The sequence below is a fragment of the Microcoleus sp. Pol8_D6 genome (assembly GCF_036700965.1).
Classification (GTDB): Bacteria; Cyanobacteriota; Cyanobacteriia; order Cyanobacteriales; family Microcoleaceae; genus Microcoleus.
Genome location: NZ_JAUBPW010000052.1, coordinates 30,443 through 50,097 on the forward strand (window position 1 = coordinate 30,443; position 19,655 = coordinate 50,097).

Consider the following 19,655-nt stretch of genomic DNA (forward strand, 5'->3'; position numbering starts at 1 on the left):
TTGTGTTTTTTACACGGTGTGACTTATGAATGCTGCGGATTTAAAGGTGTTACGCGATCGACTTCTAGATTTGTTGTGCGAGTTTGCTTATCGCGAAGGCGATTTTGTGCTGTCTTCGGGGCAGAAAAGTTCTTATTATATTAACTGCAAACCGGTGACGCTGCACGCTGAAGGTGCTTTGGCAACGGGACGTTTGCTGTTGTCGATGTTGTCGTCGGATGTGCAAGCTGTGGGCGGTTTGACTTTGGGTGCTGACCCAATTGTAAGTGCGGTGAGTGTGGTTTCGGCTTTGGGCGATCGACCTATACCAGCTTTAATTGTCCGAAAGGAGACGAAGGGACACGGGACAATGGCGTATATTGAGGGGCCGCTGTTGCCAGAGGGCACGAATGTGGCGGTTTTGGAGGATGTGGTGACGACGGGTAAGTCGGCGATGCAGGCGGTGGAAAGGTTGCGGGCGGCTGGTTATAAGGTCGATCGTATTTTGTCGCTGATTGATAGAGAGCAAGGTGGTGCGGAGTTTTATCGCTCTGTTGGATTGGACTTTGAAACCGTTTTTACGATTAAGGATCTTCAAAAGTGGATGGCTAGCAAAAAATAGGCAAAAGTGCGATCGCCAGCCTCCTCCCCAGAAGAATCGCGTCAACCGCCGCCAAACATTTAATAGCGAGAAGGGGGGGCGATCGCATCAAACTCACAGCACTTAATATCACACAAAGCCCAAAATGTCAACTTACAATTACAGAAGAACAGTTGAAGAAATCCGTGAGTTAGCTTCTATGTTTTGGCCTTCCGACTTATCTCAAAAGGAAGCAGAACTAAGTGTCATACCAAAATTGATAGAAACTCAAGAGCAATTTATTGCTATTCTTAGCGTCCCAGTTTCGGAGTTAAGCGGATTATTTCAAATAGTAGAAGCTTCAACACTTTCTGCAAATATGTTCCTAAAGCATTTAATTGTACTGGCGGATTTTGGGGGAGAAATGATAAAAAGAGTGAATAGTCAGTTTAATTCTATGTTTCCATTAAAGAGATTAGATTACCTTTGGAACCTGCAAACTTACTCTTATCAATTCACTTTTCTACCAGCATCAGGTCAACTAACCAATAATAAACTAGGGATTGACGGTAAAAAAATACTCCAAAATCAATCTCTATCTTTGGCACATAAAGATTTAATAGCAATTCTTTTGTTCGGCGCTAGTTCACTGAATGAAAAAAGCGCTGAGGTTCTAGCTAAATGTGAAATTGGTAATTACTTAGGTCAACCCGATAAATTAAATAAGTTTATTAAACAACGATATATCTGGGTTAGCCGGATAACCTCTGGCTCACAATCCAATACTTTAGGTCAAATCGCTCAAAACTTTGTCAAAGAATACTTACAAGATAATTTAGGGGTTATAGATATAGCTATTAGACCTAACGCTCATTTACCCGGCGTTAGACATACTGACCAAGAAAGCGAAAAAGGACTAACAACATTTGATCTGGTTATTTCTAAAGAAGATAAGTTTGTTGCGATAGAAATTAGCTTTCAGGTAACAACAAATAGTGTAATTGAACGTAAAGCTGGACAAGCAAGAGCTAGATTTGAGCAGATTGAAAATGCAGGTTATAAAATGGCTTATGTCATTGATGGCGCTGGTAACTTTGAGAGGGAAAATGCAATCAGAACTTTGTGTACATATAGTCATTGCACAGTGGCATTTTCCCACAATGAACTTAATGTACTTTGCGATTTTTTGAGGAATTACTTTGTGCCTAACAATGAGTAAAGAGATGCTATACTCAAGAAATGGTGTTAAAATCTAAACTAACTAAAATTATTATGTCAAAAATCCGTTTTATTGACTTATTCTCAGGAATAGGTGGCATGAGATTAGCATTTGAATCCGCCGCTCGTTCCTTGAATCTGGAAACAGAATGCGTATTAAGCAGCGAAATCAATCCCGACGCTCAATTAGTTTACCAGAAAAACTTTGCCGACACACCTTTAGGCGACATCCGATTAATTGACAAACTGCCTGAACATGACATTTTACTAGCGGGATTTCCTTGTCAGTCTTTCTCCTATGCTGGCAAAAAAGAGGGCTTTGGAGACACCAGAGGCACCCTATTTTTTGAGATTGCAAGGTTAATTGATACCTTTAAACCTCAAGCATTTATTTTCGAGAACGTGCGGGGGCTTGTCAGCCACGACGGCGGCAGAACCCTCGAAACTATTAAGGGCGAAATCAAAAGCCGAGGTTACAGCTTCGATTATTTTTTGCTCAACAGCTCTAATTTTAGTTTACCTCAGAACCGCGTCCGAGTTTACCTAGTAGGAATTTTAAATGCTTCGCCCCAATTTAAGCTAATTACCGACGTAGGCCCAAAAGATTCGCATTCCTCTAGTCATCAACAACTATCATTATTTTCCCCGTTAAGTCAACCTGTCACAGTTGCAGATATCTTGGAAGACAATCCCGATCCAAAATATGATTGTTCGCCAGAATTTGTTAAGGCATTGAAGCAAATAGTTAACAAGGATTTCAGTCGCTTGCACGGTAGGCGGCTAATTGACTATCGCGGTGGCAATTCGATTCATTCTTGGGAACTGGGTTTACGAGGCGAGTGCAGTTTAGACGAAATTGAATTAATGAATCTTTTTATATTGAAAAGGCGCAATAAAGAATTTGGATCTGACCAAGATGGCAAGCTATTAACTAAAGAGCAAATAGCTACTTTTTTTCCTAATCCCAATCTCGATGAAATGCTGGATTCGTTGGTAACAAAAAAGTACCTGCAACGGAACAACAATCAATACAAACCTGTATCCGGTAACTTTTCATTTGAAGTCTATAAATTTCTAGATCCGCAGAAAATTTCGGTAACAATTGTTGCCAGTGATGCTAATAGATTAGGAGTTTACTATCATAACCGAGTCCGCAGGATTACTCCCCGCGAGGCGGCGCGGTTACAAGGTTTTGCCGATAGTTTTATTTTGCATCCTAATGATGATAAAGCTTATCATCAACTGGGTAATAGTGTAAGTATTAATGTAGTTAAAGCGGTTGCTCTAGAAGTTATCCAGAATCTTTTGTGCTTTACCAAACAAAAAGTTAGCGCTTTGTGAATGGGGAAGGGTGGGCGGAAAGACTCCGCCCACCCTAGCAACTAGCTTTGCGCTACAGGTTCCTTAGCCAAAAACTTCTCTAATTCCGTCAATCGATTTTAGATTTTAGATTTTAGATTTTAGCATTGACCTCATGGATAAATGCGGGGGCTTGAGGATTTTAGATTTTAGATTTTGGATTGATTTCACGGATAAATCACGTGGCGGATACCACCAAGAAATTCTTGGTCAAAGCATCGGCATCAACTTTAGAGCGGTGTTTTATTGGGTGGGATGAGAAACTATGCCGACTCTAATTCTATCAAAATCAGCTCAGGTACTTGGATCACAATGGAAAATAAAGTTGTCGGTGCTAAACAAGCGCAAGCTTTCAGGTGCAGAATCTCTACCAATCGGCTGATTTTAGCAGAGCTAAATTATAACCTGAGTGAGACATTAACTAGAGAAGACTGTTTTAAGATGTTAGATGACGCGCAAGGAGAAGCAGTAATGATTTTACCTGCATCTATTAAAAGGAAATGGAAACTACTGGCAACAGCCTTTATTTGTCCTCTGACACTAATTGGTGTTGGCATTCAGCAACAACCGATTCAAGCACAACAAAATCCCTCTAAGACTAATGTTGCTTCTTTGCCAGATGGTATTTACCTGTACGGAGATTCGCCACAGCCCAACCAAGTTCTTCAAAACTATATTGTGTTTCAGCGCCAGAATGATCGCGTGGTTGGTGCAATCTACGCGCCGCGATCGGACTTTGCGTGCTTCACTGGTAAAATTCAGGGAAATACACTGTCCGGGAAGGCAATCTCAGCCGGAAAAGTTCAAACAGTTGAAATCAATACTCAGCTAACCAATCTCCATCCTATTCGCACAATTAGCTCAAATGATCGGCGCATTCTTTCCAAGTGCCAAGAAACAGCGCAAGCTAATATCTTTAGGTAAATCTTTTATTTAGCTCAAATGGTGCATGAGGCTGGCGGTGCGTTACACGGCGTTAACGCACCCTACAAATTGAAAATTTCTCGTTACCAGGCAGAGCATGGTAATAAATATCTTGGTAAGTATTAATGTAGTTGAAGCTGTTGGTGTAGAAGTAATCCAGAACAATAACTCTATCTTCTGGTAGTCGGTGAAAAAGTCGGTTAAGTCGTCTCACAGCAGTTACGTGACGAGTTCCAATAGCAGCCCTTTGAATAATTTCTCCTTCAATGAGTTCGACGCGCTCAGATTCAGAAAGAATCCCTGTCTCACTCATCAAATGATATTCCTTCATCGTGAAAAGCCGTCTTTGAAGTTGAAGGGACATCGCAATTCTCCTTTTAGGAAACTGCTTTTAATATAACCTTAAGTAAGGTGCGTCATCAGCACCCTAGTTTTGGGCGGGTCGGATGCCCGCCCCACAAGAAACGAAACAGCTTTACGATTAAGTAAGGTGGACAATGCCCACCCTACGAATTAATCCAATTAGCTTTGCGCTACAGGTTCCCTAGCCAAAAACTTCTCTAATTCCGTCAAAGCATCGGCATCAACCTTAGTCTGCATTGGACAGAACTTAGGCCCGCACATTGAACAGAATTCAGCAGTTTTGTAAATATCCGCTGGCAAAGTTTCGTCGTGATATTCCTTTGCCCGTTCTGGATCTAATGACAGCTCAAATTGACGGTTCCAATCGAAATTGTAACGCGCTTTCGAGAGTTCATCATCGCGATCGCGCGCACCCGGACGGCCCCGTGCAATATCTGCAGCGTGAGCCGCGATTTTGTAAGCAATCAGCCCGTTTCGGACATCCTCAGCATTCGGCAATCCTAAGTGTTCCTTCGGCGTCACGTAACACAGCATTGCAGTACCGTACCAACCAGCCATCGCCGCCCCAATTGCTGAGGTAATGTGGTCGTACCCAGGCGCAATATCTGTCACCAACGGCCCCAAAACATAAAAGGGTGCTTCCGAACATTCCTCCATTTGTTTCTTGACATTAAACTCAATTTGATCCATCGGCACGTGGCCCGGGCCTTCCACCATTACCTGCACGTCATGTTCCCAAGCTTTGCGAGTTAATTGTCCCAAAGTTTTGAGTTCCGCTAATTGAGCCTCATCCGACGCATCGTGAGTGCAACCGGGGCGCAGAGAATCTCCCAAACTAAACGAAACATCGTATTTTTTGAAGATTTCAATGATGTCGTTAAAGTGAGTGTAGAGAGGATTTTGTTTGTGGTGATGCAGCATCCACCGCGCCAAAATGCCGCCGCCGCGAGAGACAATCCCCGTAATCCGATTTCTCACCAACGGCAAATGCTCAATCAAAATTCCGGCGTGAATTGTTTGGTAATCCACACCTTGTTGAGCGTGTTTGTCAATGATGTGAAGAAAGTCATTCGCCGTCAGACTTTCCATATTACCGTGAACGCTTTCTAGTGCTTGGTAAATTGGTACAGTACCGATCGGCACTGGTGAAGCTTTGATAATTGTAGTGCGAATTTCATCCAAATTCCCGCCGCCGGTGGACAAGTCCATCACGGTATCAGCGCCGTATTTCACTGCTAGTTTAAGCTTGTCAACTTCTTCTTCCATATTGGAAGAGTTGGGAGATGCACCGATATTAGCATTGACTTTGCATTTAGAGGCAATGCCGATCGCCATCGGTTCTAAATTCGTGTGATTGATATTAGCGGGAATAATCATCCGTCCCCGCGCTACTTCGGCGCGGATAAGTTCTGGCGGGAGATTTTCTCGCTTAGCAACAAAGTGCATTTCCTCAGTAATTACACCTTGGCGGGCGTAGTGCATTTGAGATACATTGGTGTGCCCCTGACGCTTCGCGATCCATTCGGTACGCATATTTAATTTCCTTGATAAACAGCTTCCCTCCGCTGGTATTACCCAGACTCAGGTTCTAAGGGTGTTTTCTCAGCCCGGATATTCGGGCACCCCTAGCTAAGCTGTTGATTGTATCACCGATTTCTGGGCGCGACGGCAGCAACTAAGGAAATCTTAATATTGAGATATAGATGAGGGGAGCGATCGGCCTTTTGGGGCTTCTGATATTTCTGTTGTTTAAAAAGTACACGCCAGCGCAGCTATCCCGAAGGCAATCACACCCCATTTAACAACCTAAAAACAATCACACCTCATCAGGATTAATCCCCATTTCGCGCAATTTTACTGCTAGGCGATCGGCGCGTTGTTTTTCTTCCTCCGCGCGAAGGCTTTCTTGTTGTGCGCGAAGGCTTTCTCGTTCTGCCCGCAGGTGTTCTTCTGCCGCACGTTCCTCTCCAATTAACAGCAAATTCCCTTCACTATCCCACCAACGCAACCAAGGTAAATTCATCTCATCATATTCACCTTGCCAAATTCCCAACTCAACTCCAAGCTGAGGAATCAGATAGCGACCGCGCTCATTTACACTCATGCGCTGATAGCAATTGTCTTCTAAATGATACATTTCTACAGCGGCTTTTTTCACTTCATAAATGCCATAGTAAGGCACGCGAATCGCCTGTTCGTAAACCCAAAATTTGCCCACCTTTTGTTCTTCGGATTGACCTGGTTCGGGCGGCGGCGTTCTATCTCGCTCTTCTGCACCGTTCCCTGACACAAATTCCAAAACTATCAGCGGTGCAACGTATTCTTTCCACAATACATAAGAACGTCGCACCTCACCATTTAATAGTGGGGGAACATTCGGCACATAAAACCAATCGGGCGCTTCGGCACCTCGTTCTAGTGGGTCAGTTAAACGCCAATAAATCCCACAATCTTGACCGATGCGATAGCGTCCGTCCGGATGAATTTGTTGCAAAATTGGTCGGAGTGAATCAGTGAGAATAATGCTTTGAGGAAGTTCTTGAAAGTTTTTCACAAAAGTACCATCGGACTCTGGCAGTTCAGTGTGGTCTGGGAGATGGGTGACTTCCAATTCAAATGATTTGGCAATAGTCATAACACTTGCGCTGATTTGAGTAATTAAACTTATTATAGGAGAAGGAAGTTCGGCAACGGATTTTGTAACGGATGTAACGGATATAACGGATGTCAGGTAGAAGGTAGAAGCCGAAATTTGGCGATTTGAATTCCCCCCTAAATTAGTAAAATTCAATAATAGAAAATTTTTCTATTAACCCAATATACAATCAACGCTCACTTCCAATTCGGGAAAAGCCAGCGGCGCAACTTGTTGACCGCGCCAAAACTTGAGCATTAAACTATAACCGTTCGGGCCGGGCTGAGGGTAGAATTCCAAACAATTTTCAACTAAATCTACCAGCCAAACTTCTTGAATGAGCGATCGCGCGTAAATGGATACTTTCACATCTCTGTCATAATCAACCGTACTATCTGAAACCTCAACTAACAGCAAAACTTCAGACTGTACTGGATGGGCTGTGGCGTAGTAGTCAGCGCGAGGTTGCAGCAATACAACATCCGGTTGAGGTTCAGTCCTCTCAGTCAACTGGATAGGGTCTTGGACACCCAAAATAGCAAGATTTTGTGGAATCACGCTAAAACTGCGGATCAGTCGTCGCACACAACTTGCATGACGAGTTCCAATTGCAGCCATTTTAACAATCTCTCCTTCTATCAATTCCACCCGATCGCCCTCGGAGAGAATACCAACCTCAGTCATCAAATGATATTCTTTTACTGTAAATAACCGTTTTTGAAGCTGAACAGACATATAACTATTCTCCTTGTTTGCAGCTCACCTAAATTTACCATAAAAAAAACCGCCCCCAACAGATGATGTACTTCCTTGTAGCTACTGAATCCTGCTGGTTCTGGCAATTCCTTCTCTAATTTCTCTACAGTTTCACGATTGATTATTATTGGTCTTCCCCAACGGGGTGTTGGGATAATAATTCTTCCATTCCCCCTTGACGATAGCTAGAAAATTATCTTTCATTGCAAACTAGGTACGATGTTTCCCGACGCGCACAGAAGAAGACGATACTGTTTGTACCATTTGGGTTTTGGGCCAATGCAGAGATTGCTGTTGTTCTTGTCGGTGATCATCTTTAACTCTGAGCGAGAAGAGCTTTCAGTTCAGATTCTGTTTCCTCCATTTCAATCTTGACAACTCCTGACATTTCCGCTCTTTATATTTGGGTAGTAACTCACAAAAAAGACAGCTACTAACTGTAGCAGTTTTTTATAAAAGTCGTATAATTCCTGAAACTCATTTTAAGCTTTGTGAATTTATTTTTTTATTATTTTTAACATTGTTAAGTTTTCTTTACTGATTGATACAAAAATATAATTAAATGATATCCGTTTGATCGCAATCCGATGGAACCAAGGAGAGTAAAAGCCAATAAATTAATAAATTACACTTTATTAAGTTTTAATAGGTTTTAATATTTTTAGTGCATCCTAGATAGACCGGCATAGTTCGCTAAAAGCAAGCATAGCCTTTCTAACATAGTAAACTTTTGGATGTAGAAAAAGCCTTTCTGACTCGCTGCCCTTGGCTCCTCTACGCTTTGTAGAAAAGTCGGGGCAAAAACTGTGCTAACTTTTGTTGAGTAAATTACTATGTTACAATCAGCTCTAACAATAATTAAGTTTTAAAACCGGCCTTAACCTTACGCTGCATTCCATTGCGATCTGTAGAATAACAATGACTATCAACTTAGCTGGCTATCAATTCGTTGAAACCCTCCACAGCGGAATAAGAACTTCAGTCGATCGCGTTCGGAAGGATTCAGACTTTTCCAGCGTGATCGTCAAAAAGCTAAAGGCTGAGTATCCCACTCTTTCTGACATCACCCGCTTGCGACACGAATATCAAATCCTGCACAGCTTGAACGTAGAAGGGATTGTCAAAGCCATTAGTTTAGAAAGCTATAAAAACGGTTTAGCACTGATATTAGAAGATTCAGGCTCCCAGTCTTTCAACGATTGGATGAAGGGTAAAAAACTCACAACCATTCAATTTATTTTTTTGGGTCTCCAGCTTGTCTCTGCTTTAGCAGAAATCCATAAAAATAACATTATTCATAAAGATGTAAAGCCACAAAATATTATCATCAACCCAGCCACTGAAAAACTTAAAATTATTGATTTTAGCATCGCTTCGCGCTTGGAGCGAGAAAATTCGACGCTCAGCCATCCAGATTTGCTCGAAGGCACACTCGCCTATATGTCGCCCGAACAAACTGGCCGGATGAATCGGTCAATTGACTACCGCACTGATTTTTATTCACTAGGCGTTACCTTCTATGAAATGCTCACAGGCGAGTTGCCCTTTAATTCAACAGACCCGCTGGAATTGGTACACAGCCATATTGCCAAAACTCCCATTCCCCCTCACCAGCTAAATCCTGAAATCCCGCCACAAATTTCAGCGATTGCGATGAAGTTATTAGCTAAAAATGCTGAAGACCGCTACCAAAGCACTGAAGGACTAAAATTTGACCTAGAAACTTGCTTGCTCAAACTACAGGCTAGCGGATATATTTCCAACTTTGTTGTTGGAAGTGCGGATAAAGCAGGGCAATTAAACATACCGCAAAAGCTCTACGGTCGCAACCAAGAAATTGAAAAACTTCTAGAAACTTTCGATCGCGTTGCCAGTGGCACTACCGAATTAATGCTGGTTTCAGGTTATTCCGGGATAGGCAAAACAGTTTTGGTCAATGAAGTTCACAAACCCATTGTGCGGCAACGAGGCTATTTTATTGCGGGTAAATTTGACCAGTTCAAGCGTAATATTCCTTATGCTTCCCTAATTCAAGCATTCCAATCCTTAACTCAGCAACTTCTAACCGAAGGCGAATTAGAAATCCAAGCTTGGAAAGAAAAACTGTTATCCGCTTTAGGCGATAACGGACAAGTCATCATTGATGTTATCCCTGAAGTCGAATTAATTATTGGCAAACAGCCACCCGTAGCAGAACTTGGGGCAACTGAAGCTCAAAACCGTTTCAGCCGCGTCTTTAAACAATTCATTGGCGTATTTACGACTATTGACCATCCCTTAGTTATCTTCCTCGATGACTTGCAGTGGGCGGATTCGGCGTCGTTGAAATTAATTGAATTGCTAATAAGTGATTCTGATAGCAAGTATTTATTGCTGATTGGGGCATATCGAGATAACGAAGTTTCTCCAACTCATCCGACGATTCAAACAATTGACAAGATTCGCCAAACTGGTGCGACGGTGAATAATATTGTCCTTCAACCATTACACCTGGTTCATGTTGAAGAATTAATTGCGGATACTTTAAATGAATCGGGCGGTTCGGAAGCCCTGTCTGTAAAGACGCGAAATTTCGCGTCTCTACTGTTTAATAAAACCCAGGGCAATCCTTTCTTCATAAGTCAACTCCTCAAAACTCTCTATCAAGAAGATTTGTTGACTTATAACTTCACCCCCCTAATCCCCCCTTACCAAGGGGGGACAAAGGGGGGTTGGCAATGGAATATCGAGCAAATTCAAGCGATCGGCATCACCGATTACAATGTTGTAGAATTGATTGCTAGAAACATACGCAAATTGCCCGAAGATACACAAAAAGTATTAAAATTTGCTGCTTGTATTGGCAACAGTTTTAACTTAGAAGTTTTGGCGATTGTCAATCAGGAATCATCCTTAGTCACGGCAGCGCAATTGTGGGCAGCACTGCAAGCTGGGTTGATTTTACCTTTGAGCAATGAATACAAAATTCCCCTCGTATTTAGTCAAGAAGAATCGGGCGGTTTTACCTTAACTGATGTGAAAGTTGACTACAAGTTTTTACATGACCGCGTGCAGCAAGCTGCCTATTCTTTGATTCCAGATGAGCAGAAAAAAGAAACCCACTTAAAAATCGGTCAACTGCTGCTGCAAAGTACAACGCCAGAAGACCGAAAAGAAAATATTTTCGCTTTAGTTAACCAACTCAATTATGGTACTGACTTACTTACAACTGAATCCCAAAAATATGAACTCGCTCAATTGAATCTAATTGCAGGTCAGAAAGCGAAAGCTGCTACAGCCCACGATTCCGCCGTTAAATATTTGCAAGTGGGTTTATCTCTGCTAGCGGTAGATAGTTGGGACAATCAATATGAACTGGCATTAAGGCTGCATGAGGAAGCAGCAGAGTCAGCATATTTGAGTGGTGATTTTGACGGAATGCAGAGATTCGTTGAGATAGTACAAAACTGCGCCAAAACGCTATTGGACATAGTAAAAGTGTACGAAGTCCAGATTCAAGCTTATATGGCGCAGAACAAGCTGCAGGAAGCATTGAATACGGGGCTGGAAGTCTTAAAGCAGTTGGAGGTAGAGTTTCCCGACTCGCCAAACCCATCTGATATTGGGCAGGCGCTGGGGGAAACTGCGGCAATTTTGAGCGGAACTCGAATTGAGGACTTAATCGAGCTCCCTGAAATGACCGATCCTTATCAATTAGCAGCAATCAGGATTTTGTCAAGTATATTTTCTGCTTGCTATTCTGGAATGCCCGTACTGGTGCCTTTAACAGTGTGCAAACAGGTCGATTTATCCGTTCAATATGGCAATGCTTCTGTGTCTCCCTTTGCGTATGCGGTATATAGTCTTCTTCTTTGCGGGGCGGTAGGAGATATTGAGCGGGGCTATGAGTTCGGCCAATTAGCTTTACGTCTAGTGTCAAAGTTAAATGCCAAAGAAATCGAAGCCAAGACTTGCCACTTAGTGTATGCTGCCGTTCAACATTGGAAAGAACACGTCCGAAGTACCTTAGAACCTTTCCTGGCAGCTTTCTCTACTGGGCTGGAAACGGGAGATTTAGAATATGCTGGCTATGCCGTCATGGTGTGGAGTCATTACTCGTTTTTTGTTGGCAAGCAACTAATGCAACTCGAACGAGAGATAGCAACTTACACAGATGCAATTCATAAAATCAGCCAAGAAACAGCGCTTAATAATACAAAAATCTGTTGGCAAGCTGTCTTAAACATGATGGGAAGAAGCGAAAACATATGTCAGTTAAAGGGAGAAATTTACGACGAAGATAAAATGGTGCCGCTATATCAGCAAACCAACAACCAACTGGCCATTCATTACTTATACTTGCACAAACTTGCGCTTTGTTATGTGTTTGAGAATTACGCGGAAGCTTTAAAAAATATCCCTCAAGTAGAAAGTTCTTTCGGATCATCTACAGGGCAGCTAACTGTTGTTATTTTCTATTTATACGATTCTCTAGTACGCCTAGCTGTGTATTCTGAAACTTCGCAGCCCGACCAACAGGACATTCTTAACCGAGTACAAGCTAATCAAGAAAAGTTGCAAAAATGGGCGCATTATGCTCCAATGAATCATCAACATAAATTCTATTTAGTAGAGGCAGAAAAAAATCGTGTTTTAGGCGAAACAGTAGAAGCGATCGAGATGTACGACAAAGCGATCGCTCTTGCTAAAGAAAATGAGTACATCAACGAAGAAGCACTAGCTCACGAACTCGCTGCTAAATTTTATTTTTCATGGGGTAAAGAAAAGATTGCCCGCACCTACATGACCGATGCTTATTATGCCTATATGCGCTGGGGAGCTTTAGCTAAAGTTAAACATCTAGAAGAAAAATACCCGAAATTAATAGCGCGCTCGCCTGCGCTCACCGAAACCCCTTTCAACCCTACGATGACAATTCCTCCTTTGACCATTACAGGCAGTCAAACAGAGTTGCTAGACTTAGCAACTGTAATGAAAGCATCTAGTGCCATTTCTAGTGAAATTGTTCTACCTAACTTGCTCACCAAGTTAATGAAAATTTTGATAGAAAACGCAGGCGCTGAAACTGGATTGCTTATTCTCTCAAAAGAGGGTCAACTTGTTATAGAAGCGGCGGGGACTAAAGATAGAGTTCGAGTGCTGGAATCTTTACCAGTATCAACTTCTGGGCAAGTGCCTATCTCGGTACTTAATTACGTCACCAGAACTCAGAAAGATGTCGTTTTAAATGATTCGGGCCGCGAGGAAATCTTTAACGCCGACCCCTACATTACCCAACACAAACCAAAATCAATTTTGTGTGCGCCTATCCTATATCAAGGTAAGTTAACTGCCATCCTGTACCTAGAAAACAACGTGATTGCTGGCGCTTTCACGCCGAAGCGGGTAGAAGTTTTGCGGATGCTATCGGGACAAGCGGCGATCGCCTTAGAGAATGCCAACCTCTATCACACTTTAGAAGTCAAAGTAGAAGAGCGAACCGAGGAATTAAAAGCCAAAAATACGCGCCTAGAAGTAGAAATTCAAGAGAGACAGCGAGCCGAGCAAGCAGCCGAAGCCGCAAACCGCGCCAAAAGCCAATTTCTCGCCAACATGAGCCATGAACTTCGCACACCGCTCAACGGCATTTTAGGTTATACCCAAATCCTCAAACGAGACACAGGTTTAACCAGTCAGCAAAATTCTGGTATTAACATAATTCATCAGTGTGGCGAACACCTCCTAACTCTGATCAATGACGTTCTAGACCTCTCCAAAATCGAAGCCGGAAAAATGGAACTCTACCTCACCGAGTTTCACCTGTCAGACTTTCTCCAAGGCATTACAGAAATCTGCCAGATTCGCGCCCACCAGAAGGGAATCTCTTTGATTTACGAACCGCTAACTCCACTTCCGACTTGCGTCCAAGCCGATGAAAAAAGATTGCGGCAAATTCTCATCAACTTACTCGGTAATGCCATAAAATTCACCGAAAAAGGAGGCGTTAGTTTTAAAGTAGAAAGACTAGAGACTCAGCAATCTTTGTCATCACCAATCGCCAATCCCGAATCCTTAACAGCGAAATTTATTTTCCAAGTAGAAGATACAGGCATTGGCATCGCGCCGGACGAACTCTCGAAAATATTTTTGCCCTTCGAGCAATCCAGCGGTTCAGTTAGCCAGATAGAGGGGACAGGATTAGGGCTGCCAATTAGTCGCCAATTAGTGGAAATGATGGGCGGCGAACTGAAAGTACAAAGCTCTTTAGGTAAAGGCAGTATTTTCTGGTTTGAGTTAGAGTTGCCTATTACGGAAAGCTGGGAAGGGTATCAAAAAGAACCTGAAAAAATTATCAGGGGTTTCTCAGGCGATCGGCGGAAAATTTTAGTCGTTGACGATCGCTGGCAAAATCGCTCTGTCCTCGTTAATCTCTTAGCTCCCATTGGGTTTGAATTAATGGAGGCAACGGACGGTCAAGACTGCGTGAATAAAGCGCTGTTATTTCAACCGGACTGTATTATAATTGACTTAGTAATGCCAGTCATGGACGGCTTTGAAGCGGTGAGGCGGCTCAGAAAAATCCCTCCATTGAAGGATGTAATCGCGATCGGAACTTCTGCTAGCATTTTATCGGGCGAACCCCAAAGCATTTTCCAGGCTGGTTGCAACGCTTTTCTCCTCAAACCAATTCGGGCAGAAAAGTTATTAGAATGCTTGGGGCACCATTTACGTTTAGAATGGGTTTATGATGAGCGAACAACTTTCAGTTTAGAAGGTCTCTTCACCGATCCCCCTTCCCAAATCCAAGACCAACAACTGATTGCTCCCCCTTCGGAAGAAGTTGCAGTCCTGTTCGATTTAGCCATGAAAGGTGAACTACTCAGTATTGAGAAGCGAGCCAGCAAGCTGAAGGCAATAGATATGCGTTATGCACCTTTTGCCAATCAGTTACTTGAATTAACCAAAAACTTTGAAGAAGACAAATTAGTAGAATTTGTTCAACAGTTTAGATGAGGACTAAAAATGACTAGCAAATCTTTAGACAGAGGCACCATTTTAATTGTGGATGATACGCCCACTAATCTGGGTTCAGTATTGGATTTTTTGAGCGCATCTGGCTTCACTGTTTGGGTGGCTCGCAGTGGGTCTAGCGCTCTCAAAAAAGTGCAATATTCCCAGCCGGATTTAATTTTGCTGGATGTTCTGATGCCAGAGATGAACGGATTTAAAACCTGTCAACATCTAAAAGCAAATGACTTAACTAAAGATATCCCAGTCATTTTTATGACCGCGCTGGACGATACAGAAAGCAAAGTCCAAGGCTTTAATGTGGGGGGAGTTGATTATATCACTAAGCCCCTTCAACAGGAAGAAGTTTTAGCTCGGGCTATCACGCACCTGAATCTGCGAAATCTAACTAAAAAGCTTCAGGCGCAAATTGTCGAACGCGAGCAAGCGCAAGCCGACCTACAAGTTTTAGCACAAGAGCTAGAGACGCGAGTAGAACAGCGCACTGCTGAACTTTCCCAAACGAATGAACGCCTCAAGCAGGAGGCTGCTGAACGCAAGCTTGCACAAGCAGCTTTGCAAGCATCGGAAGCGCGAGAGCGGCACAAAGCCCTACAGCTCGAAAATTCCCTGCACGAACTCAAGCAGGTGCAAAGCCAGCTCATTCAAAGCGAAAAAATGTCGGGGCTAGGCCAACTCGTAGCTGGTGTAGCCCATGAAATCAATAATCCAATTAATTTTATTTATGGAAATCTTTCCTATGCTCTGGAATATTCAAAAGCTTTGGTCACTATCCTTGACCTCTACGAAAAGCACTATCCTCATCCGCCTCAAGATATACAAGCAGAAATCGTGGCAAGCGAGCTAAATTATCTCAAAGACGACTTGCCTAAATTGTTCAAATCGATGTACTTAGGAGCCGATCGCATCCGCGAAATTGTTTTATCTTTGCGCCTATTCGCACGGCAAGAAGGATATGAAATGAGAGCGGTCAACCTTCACGAAGGCATGGACAGCACGCTGATGATTTTACAGAGCCGACTAAAATTTAACTCAGACCGCCCCTCGATAGAAGTGGTGCGGGACTATTGCCCAAACCTGCCCGAAGTGGACTGTTATGGGGGAGAAATGAATCAGGTATTTATGAATGTACTTGCAAATGCGATCGATGCTATTGACGAGTGGAACACGCAGAGATCGCTAGAAGAAATTAAAGCGAATCCTAGCGTGATTCGGATTAGCACAGAAATAACCAGCAACAATTACGTAGCTGTCCGAATTGTGGACAATGGGCCAGGGATATCGGAAGAGGTTCGTCGCCACGTATTTAACCCGTTTTTTACGACAAAACCCCCCGGTAAGGGCACAGGGATTGGGTTGTCGATTAGCTGGCAAATTGTAGTGGAAAAACACCGGGGAAGCTTGGGGTGTATTTCTGCACCAGGCGGGGGAACAGAGTTTATTATTGAGATTCCGATTCGGCAGGAGTCGCCTGTCTTGTCGCTGTCAGCTTGATCGTTATAATTTCGGGTATCTTCATCCATAATTGTGCGCTGTGATGGGAAATCGCAGAAACCCCGCGATTTCCCATCACAGCGCACAATTACCAATAAGAAAATTCGGGTGTGTACGTAGCGTTGTAGGCTACACCTAATATCATTTCCGGTTACACTCATACATGATGTTGACGGTTGACTGTTCACGGCGTCAACAGTCAACCGTCAACTCAAATTTACTATTCCGATGCTAACGGATTTGATATACCTAACTGTCCGAAGAATCATCGGATTGTGGCTGTTTTTGAGTATCTTTTTCCCCGGCACTAAATCCTTCTGTATCCTGCTTTAATTCTGATACTAGTGCGCCTCGATCGCGCCAAGCTTCCGCATTTTCGGGTTTGATGGCAATAGCTCGATCGTAAGCTGCCATTGCTTCCTCATACCGCTTTAATTCGGACAAAGCTATCCCCACATGACGCCAAGCATCGTAGGAGTCTGGCTTAATAGCAATCGCTTTCTCATAAGCTGTGATCGCTTCTTCATTGCGCTGCAATTTTGCCAATGATTCGCCTTTACAAAACCAAGCTTCGTAACATTCGGAATTAAGGGTAATTGCGGATTCGTAAGAGGCAATTGCTGCTTCGTGCTGCGACAGTTGGTCGAAAGCTGCACCTCGGTTGTGCCACACTTCAAAATCCTGCGGTTTAATCGCTATTGCTTTGTCGTAGGATTCGATCGATTCTTGATATCGCTGCATTTTTCCGAGCACAGCGGCTCTATTGTACCAAACTTCGTATTTGTCGGGCCGGATGCCGATCGCCCGATCATAAGAATCAATAGCATCACTGTAGCGGAGCAGTCTCCACAGCATATTGCCTCGATTGTACCAAGTTTCATATCTCTTGGAATTGAGTTCAAGAGCGCGATCGTAAGAATCAACTGCTGCTGCGTACTGCTGTACTTTGGCCAGCATCGCACCTCGGTTGTGCCAAATTTCGCTGTCGGTTGCTTTGATAGCGAGGGCGCGATCGTAACTGGCGATCGCTTCTTCGTAATGCTGCAATTGACCCAACAAAGCCGCTATACTGTGCCAACAACCGTATTTTCGGAATTCGCTCGAACTTGCTCGCTCGTAACAGGCGATCGCCTCTTCGTACTTCTGCAATTTTCCCAGCAAATGCGCTTTATTATACCATGCTTCGTAGTTATCCGGTTTAATCGATATTGCTTGGTCGTAACAGACGAGTGCTTCTTCCGGGCGCTGCAATTTTATTAACACATTTCCGCGCCAATACCAAGCCTCATTCAAAAATTTATTCGCTAAAACAGCTTTTTCCAAACACACTAATGCCTCATCATAATTGCCTTGAAAATAAAGCCCTTCGGCTTGCTTGATATAATCGTCAGCAATCAAATTTTCGTTGCTAGCAGGTGCAGTTTGCGAATTTTGGGAATTGTTTAATGCCGGTTGAGGTGCGATTTTGAGAGCTTCTTTGGCAACAACTGCGGGAACTTGGGAAATTTCTTGAACAATTTGATATTTTTTCTCGTCAACTTCTGTCCGCAAAACTTGCAGGTGCATGATAAATTGCGATTTGAGAGTCTCAATTTGCTCGACGGAAGATTTGGAAAGTTCAGTTTCTCTAGTTAAAAAATCAATAGATTGTTTAGCTGCACTCATTTGCGCTTCTAATTCATTTCTCAACTTTTGAGTCAGTTGGCTAGAATTTATGAGTTCTGATTCCAATACACCAATGCCTTGCAATCGTTTATTGGCATCAGCAACCAAGTGTTTGATGATCAGCCGTCGCATCATCCAAAAAAAGGCAATGGTCACTGGTGGAAATACAGTACCAAGAATTAGTAAAATATTGAGCAAAGTTATGGTACTATTAAAACCGTATCCAGATTCAGAACTGCCACTAGACGGGGAGATAAAAGCGACAACCTCGCGAACTTGAGGATTGGTCTCAACCCCAGTTTCGATTAATTTAGCCAGCCAGGTTTCTTGTAAAGATTTTGTTAGTTCATCGCCGGATGCAGCAGGAGTATTCGCCTTGGTTTTTGCACTAGCAGATAAATCGGGTTGAGCGGCCGCTACCAGCAAACCAGTTGGCGATTTTACAGCAATTCGCGGGGAAAATTGTTCGTGGGCGATCGTCTCAGGCTCACTAATTGACTCAGCCCGACGCGATACGGTACTATTTGGGAAAAATTGTTCGTGGGCGATCGTCTCAGGCTCACTAATTGACTCAGCCCGACGCGATACGGTACTATTTGGGGAAAATTGTTCGTAGGCGATCGTCTCAGGCTCGCTAATTGACTCAGCCTGACGCGATTCAGTATTATTTACCGCATCAACAAAGTTGCTAGCCTGCGGTGTCTCAGGAGAAATAGGATGTGCAGCAGGATTGGCGCTAGTATTAGCAGTTAAATTGTGGGATGCGAGGGCAGCCAGAGTCAAGAGAGCTACATTTGAGACGCGCATAAACGTCAACTCATTTAGGAGAAATTAGTGCTTGGTTGTCAGCGATCGGGCGATCGACCTCATACTCTCAGCAGTTAGAATAGCTGACATGAGGAATGCTGACTTACTATCTCCAAAATACGGGCGGAGTCTGACTTTTCAGGAAAACTGCCAGTAATTCTGGCTGGGGAACTTTGGTGAAAGAATATATTCTCGCGCCTCATGCGGTTGGATAACTCTCGGAATCTATCATTAGGCTGGTAGGGGTGGCTTCACCAATCTGCACAATTAGCCAACTATCCCGGTGAACCCGCCCCAGCCGACCCGATTTTTAACTCTAAACCCCAGCTAAAACCGCTTCCGGCTGCTGAAGTTCAGCCACCACTTCTTCTAAATCAGCGCCAAAAATTTCACAGCTATTATTCGGACTTTCAATCAGCTTAATCTTGTGCAACTCTGCGCCCAATTCCCGAACGGGCGCAAGCAACAATTGCCAGATCCGAACAGCAATATTCTCCGCAGTCGGCACAACGTTCTCAAAAGAGGAAATCTCCTTATTTAAAAAAGTGCGATCGATGGTATTTTTCTCTGACTAAGCGCGTTTTGTAGGGGCAATGCCGCCGTGGTTGCCCCGATCGATCCTGATGATTGTTGCGTCAGTCGTATTGCTTTAATTATCTGCAATCCATCCGCTATCGATCGTCGCTGAGATCCTCAGCAACCTTATCAAGTCTGTCATTGGCATCTTTGGACAGCTTGAGACAATAAGCAGTCGATGCCAGACCTCCAGTTGCCGTGATAGTGCCCTCTGATACCATTTTCCTAAATATTTGCTACAGATAACCCATTTAATATGAATGGATATCCAGTCAAAGAGGCAATCACTTC

General features: G+C 43.4%; 14 protein-coding genes and 1 riboswitch. Of the genes, 7 read left to right on the forward strand and 7 right to left on the reverse strand.

The genetic code is table 11. From position 1 onward, the window contains the following. Positions 1–25 precede the first annotated feature (25 nt). From pyrE to QUA10_RS19965, 4 genes are all read left to right on the forward strand, one after another. Positions 26–601, forward strand: a complete 576-nt coding sequence (gene pyrE, locus QUA10_RS19950) for an orotate phosphoribosyltransferase (protein WP_333084283.1) — start codon at positions 26–28, stop codon at positions 599–601. Positions 602–725: 124 nt separating this feature from the next. After that, complete coding sequence (locus tag QUA10_RS19955; RefSeq protein WP_333084282.1) at positions 726–1,778, forward strand: restriction endonuclease; 1,053 nt, start codon at positions 726–728, stop codon at positions 1,776–1,778. Positions 1,779–1,831: 53 nt separating this feature from the next. Beyond that, positions 1,832–3,118 carry a DNA (cytosine-5-)-methyltransferase gene (gene dcm / locus QUA10_RS19960; RefSeq protein ID WP_333084280.1) on the forward strand — a complete coding sequence of 429 codons (1,287 nt, stop codon included), beginning with the start codon at positions 1,832–1,834 and terminating at the stop codon, positions 3,116–3,118. A 330-nt stretch (positions 3,119–3,448) separates the two neighbouring features. Next, entirely contained in the window at positions 3,449–4,060 is a 612-nt protein-coding gene (locus tag QUA10_RS19965) for a hypothetical protein (protein ID WP_333084279.1), read from the forward strand. A gap of 52 nt (positions 4,061–4,112) precedes the next feature. Here QUA10_RS19965 and QUA10_RS19970 read toward each other — a convergent pair whose 3' ends face one another. From QUA10_RS19970 to QUA10_RS19985, 4 genes are all read right to left on the reverse strand, one after another. Then, the gene (locus QUA10_RS19970) at positions 4,113–4,424 is read right to left on the reverse strand and encodes a hypothetical protein (protein ID WP_333084277.1); all 312 of its coding nucleotides are present in this window, start codon (positions 4,422–4,424) and stop codon (positions 4,113–4,115) included. 158 nt (positions 4,425–4,582) lie between these two features. Further along, positions 4,583–5,956, reverse strand: coding sequence for a phosphomethylpyrimidine synthase ThiC (gene thiC / locus QUA10_RS19975; protein ID WP_333084275.1), 1,374 nt, complete (start codon positions 5,954–5,956; stop codon positions 4,583–4,585). Between the two features lie 7 nt (positions 5,957–5,963). Continuing rightward, a riboswitch (TPP riboswitch) is annotated at positions 5,964–6,060 on the reverse strand. A 179-nt stretch (positions 6,061–6,239) separates the two neighbouring features. Next, positions 6,240–7,058: a Uma2 family endonuclease gene (locus QUA10_RS19980; protein ID WP_333084274.1), complete on the reverse strand. Its 819-nt coding sequence runs from the start codon at positions 7,056–7,058 to the stop codon at positions 6,240–6,242. 174 nt (positions 7,059–7,232) lie between these two features. Continuing rightward, positions 7,233–7,793 (reverse strand): Uma2 family endonuclease, encoded by a 561-nt coding sequence (locus tag QUA10_RS19985; protein WP_333084273.1) that lies wholly within the window; start codon positions 7,791–7,793, stop codon positions 7,233–7,235. Positions 7,794–8,732: 939 nt separating this feature from the next. On the opposite strand from QUA10_RS19985, the gene QUA10_RS19990 reads away from it, so the two are divergent. Together QUA10_RS19990 and QUA10_RS19995 are read left to right on the forward strand one after the other, a co-directional pair. Beyond that, complete coding sequence (locus tag QUA10_RS19990; RefSeq protein WP_333084272.1) at positions 8,733–14,807, forward strand: AAA family ATPase; 6,075 nt, start codon at positions 8,733–8,735, stop codon at positions 14,805–14,807. 9 nt (positions 14,808–14,816) lie between these two features. Beyond that, positions 14,817–16,316 (forward strand): response regulator, encoded by a 1,500-nt coding sequence (locus QUA10_RS19995; RefSeq protein ID WP_333084271.1) that lies wholly within the window; start codon positions 14,817–14,819, stop codon positions 16,314–16,316. A 249-nt stretch (positions 16,317–16,565) separates the two neighbouring features. Here QUA10_RS19995 and QUA10_RS20000 read toward each other — a convergent pair whose 3' ends face one another. Further along, positions 16,566–18,788, reverse strand: a complete 2,223-nt coding sequence (locus QUA10_RS20000; protein WP_333084270.1) for a tetratricopeptide repeat protein — start codon at positions 18,786–18,788, stop codon at positions 16,566–16,568. A 31-nt stretch (positions 18,789–18,819) separates the two neighbouring features. Between QUA10_RS20000 and QUA10_RS20005 the strand changes: the two genes are divergently transcribed. Next, the gene (locus QUA10_RS20005; RefSeq protein WP_333084268.1) at positions 18,820–18,945 is read left to right on the forward strand and encodes a hypothetical protein; all 126 of its coding nucleotides are present in this window, start codon (positions 18,820–18,822) and stop codon (positions 18,943–18,945) included. Positions 18,946–19,104: 159 nt separating this feature from the next. Here QUA10_RS20005 and QUA10_RS20010 read toward each other — a convergent pair whose 3' ends face one another. Beyond that, entirely contained in the window at positions 19,105–19,296 is a 192-nt protein-coding gene (locus tag QUA10_RS20010; RefSeq protein WP_445243594.1) for a 6-carboxytetrahydropterin synthase, read from the reverse strand. 163 nt (positions 19,297–19,459) lie between these two features. Next, a complete protein-coding gene (locus QUA10_RS20015; RefSeq protein WP_333084267.1) occupies positions 19,460–19,585 on the reverse strand; it encodes a hypothetical protein in 126 nt (41 codons plus the stop codon). Positions 19,586–19,655: the final 70 nt, after the last annotated feature.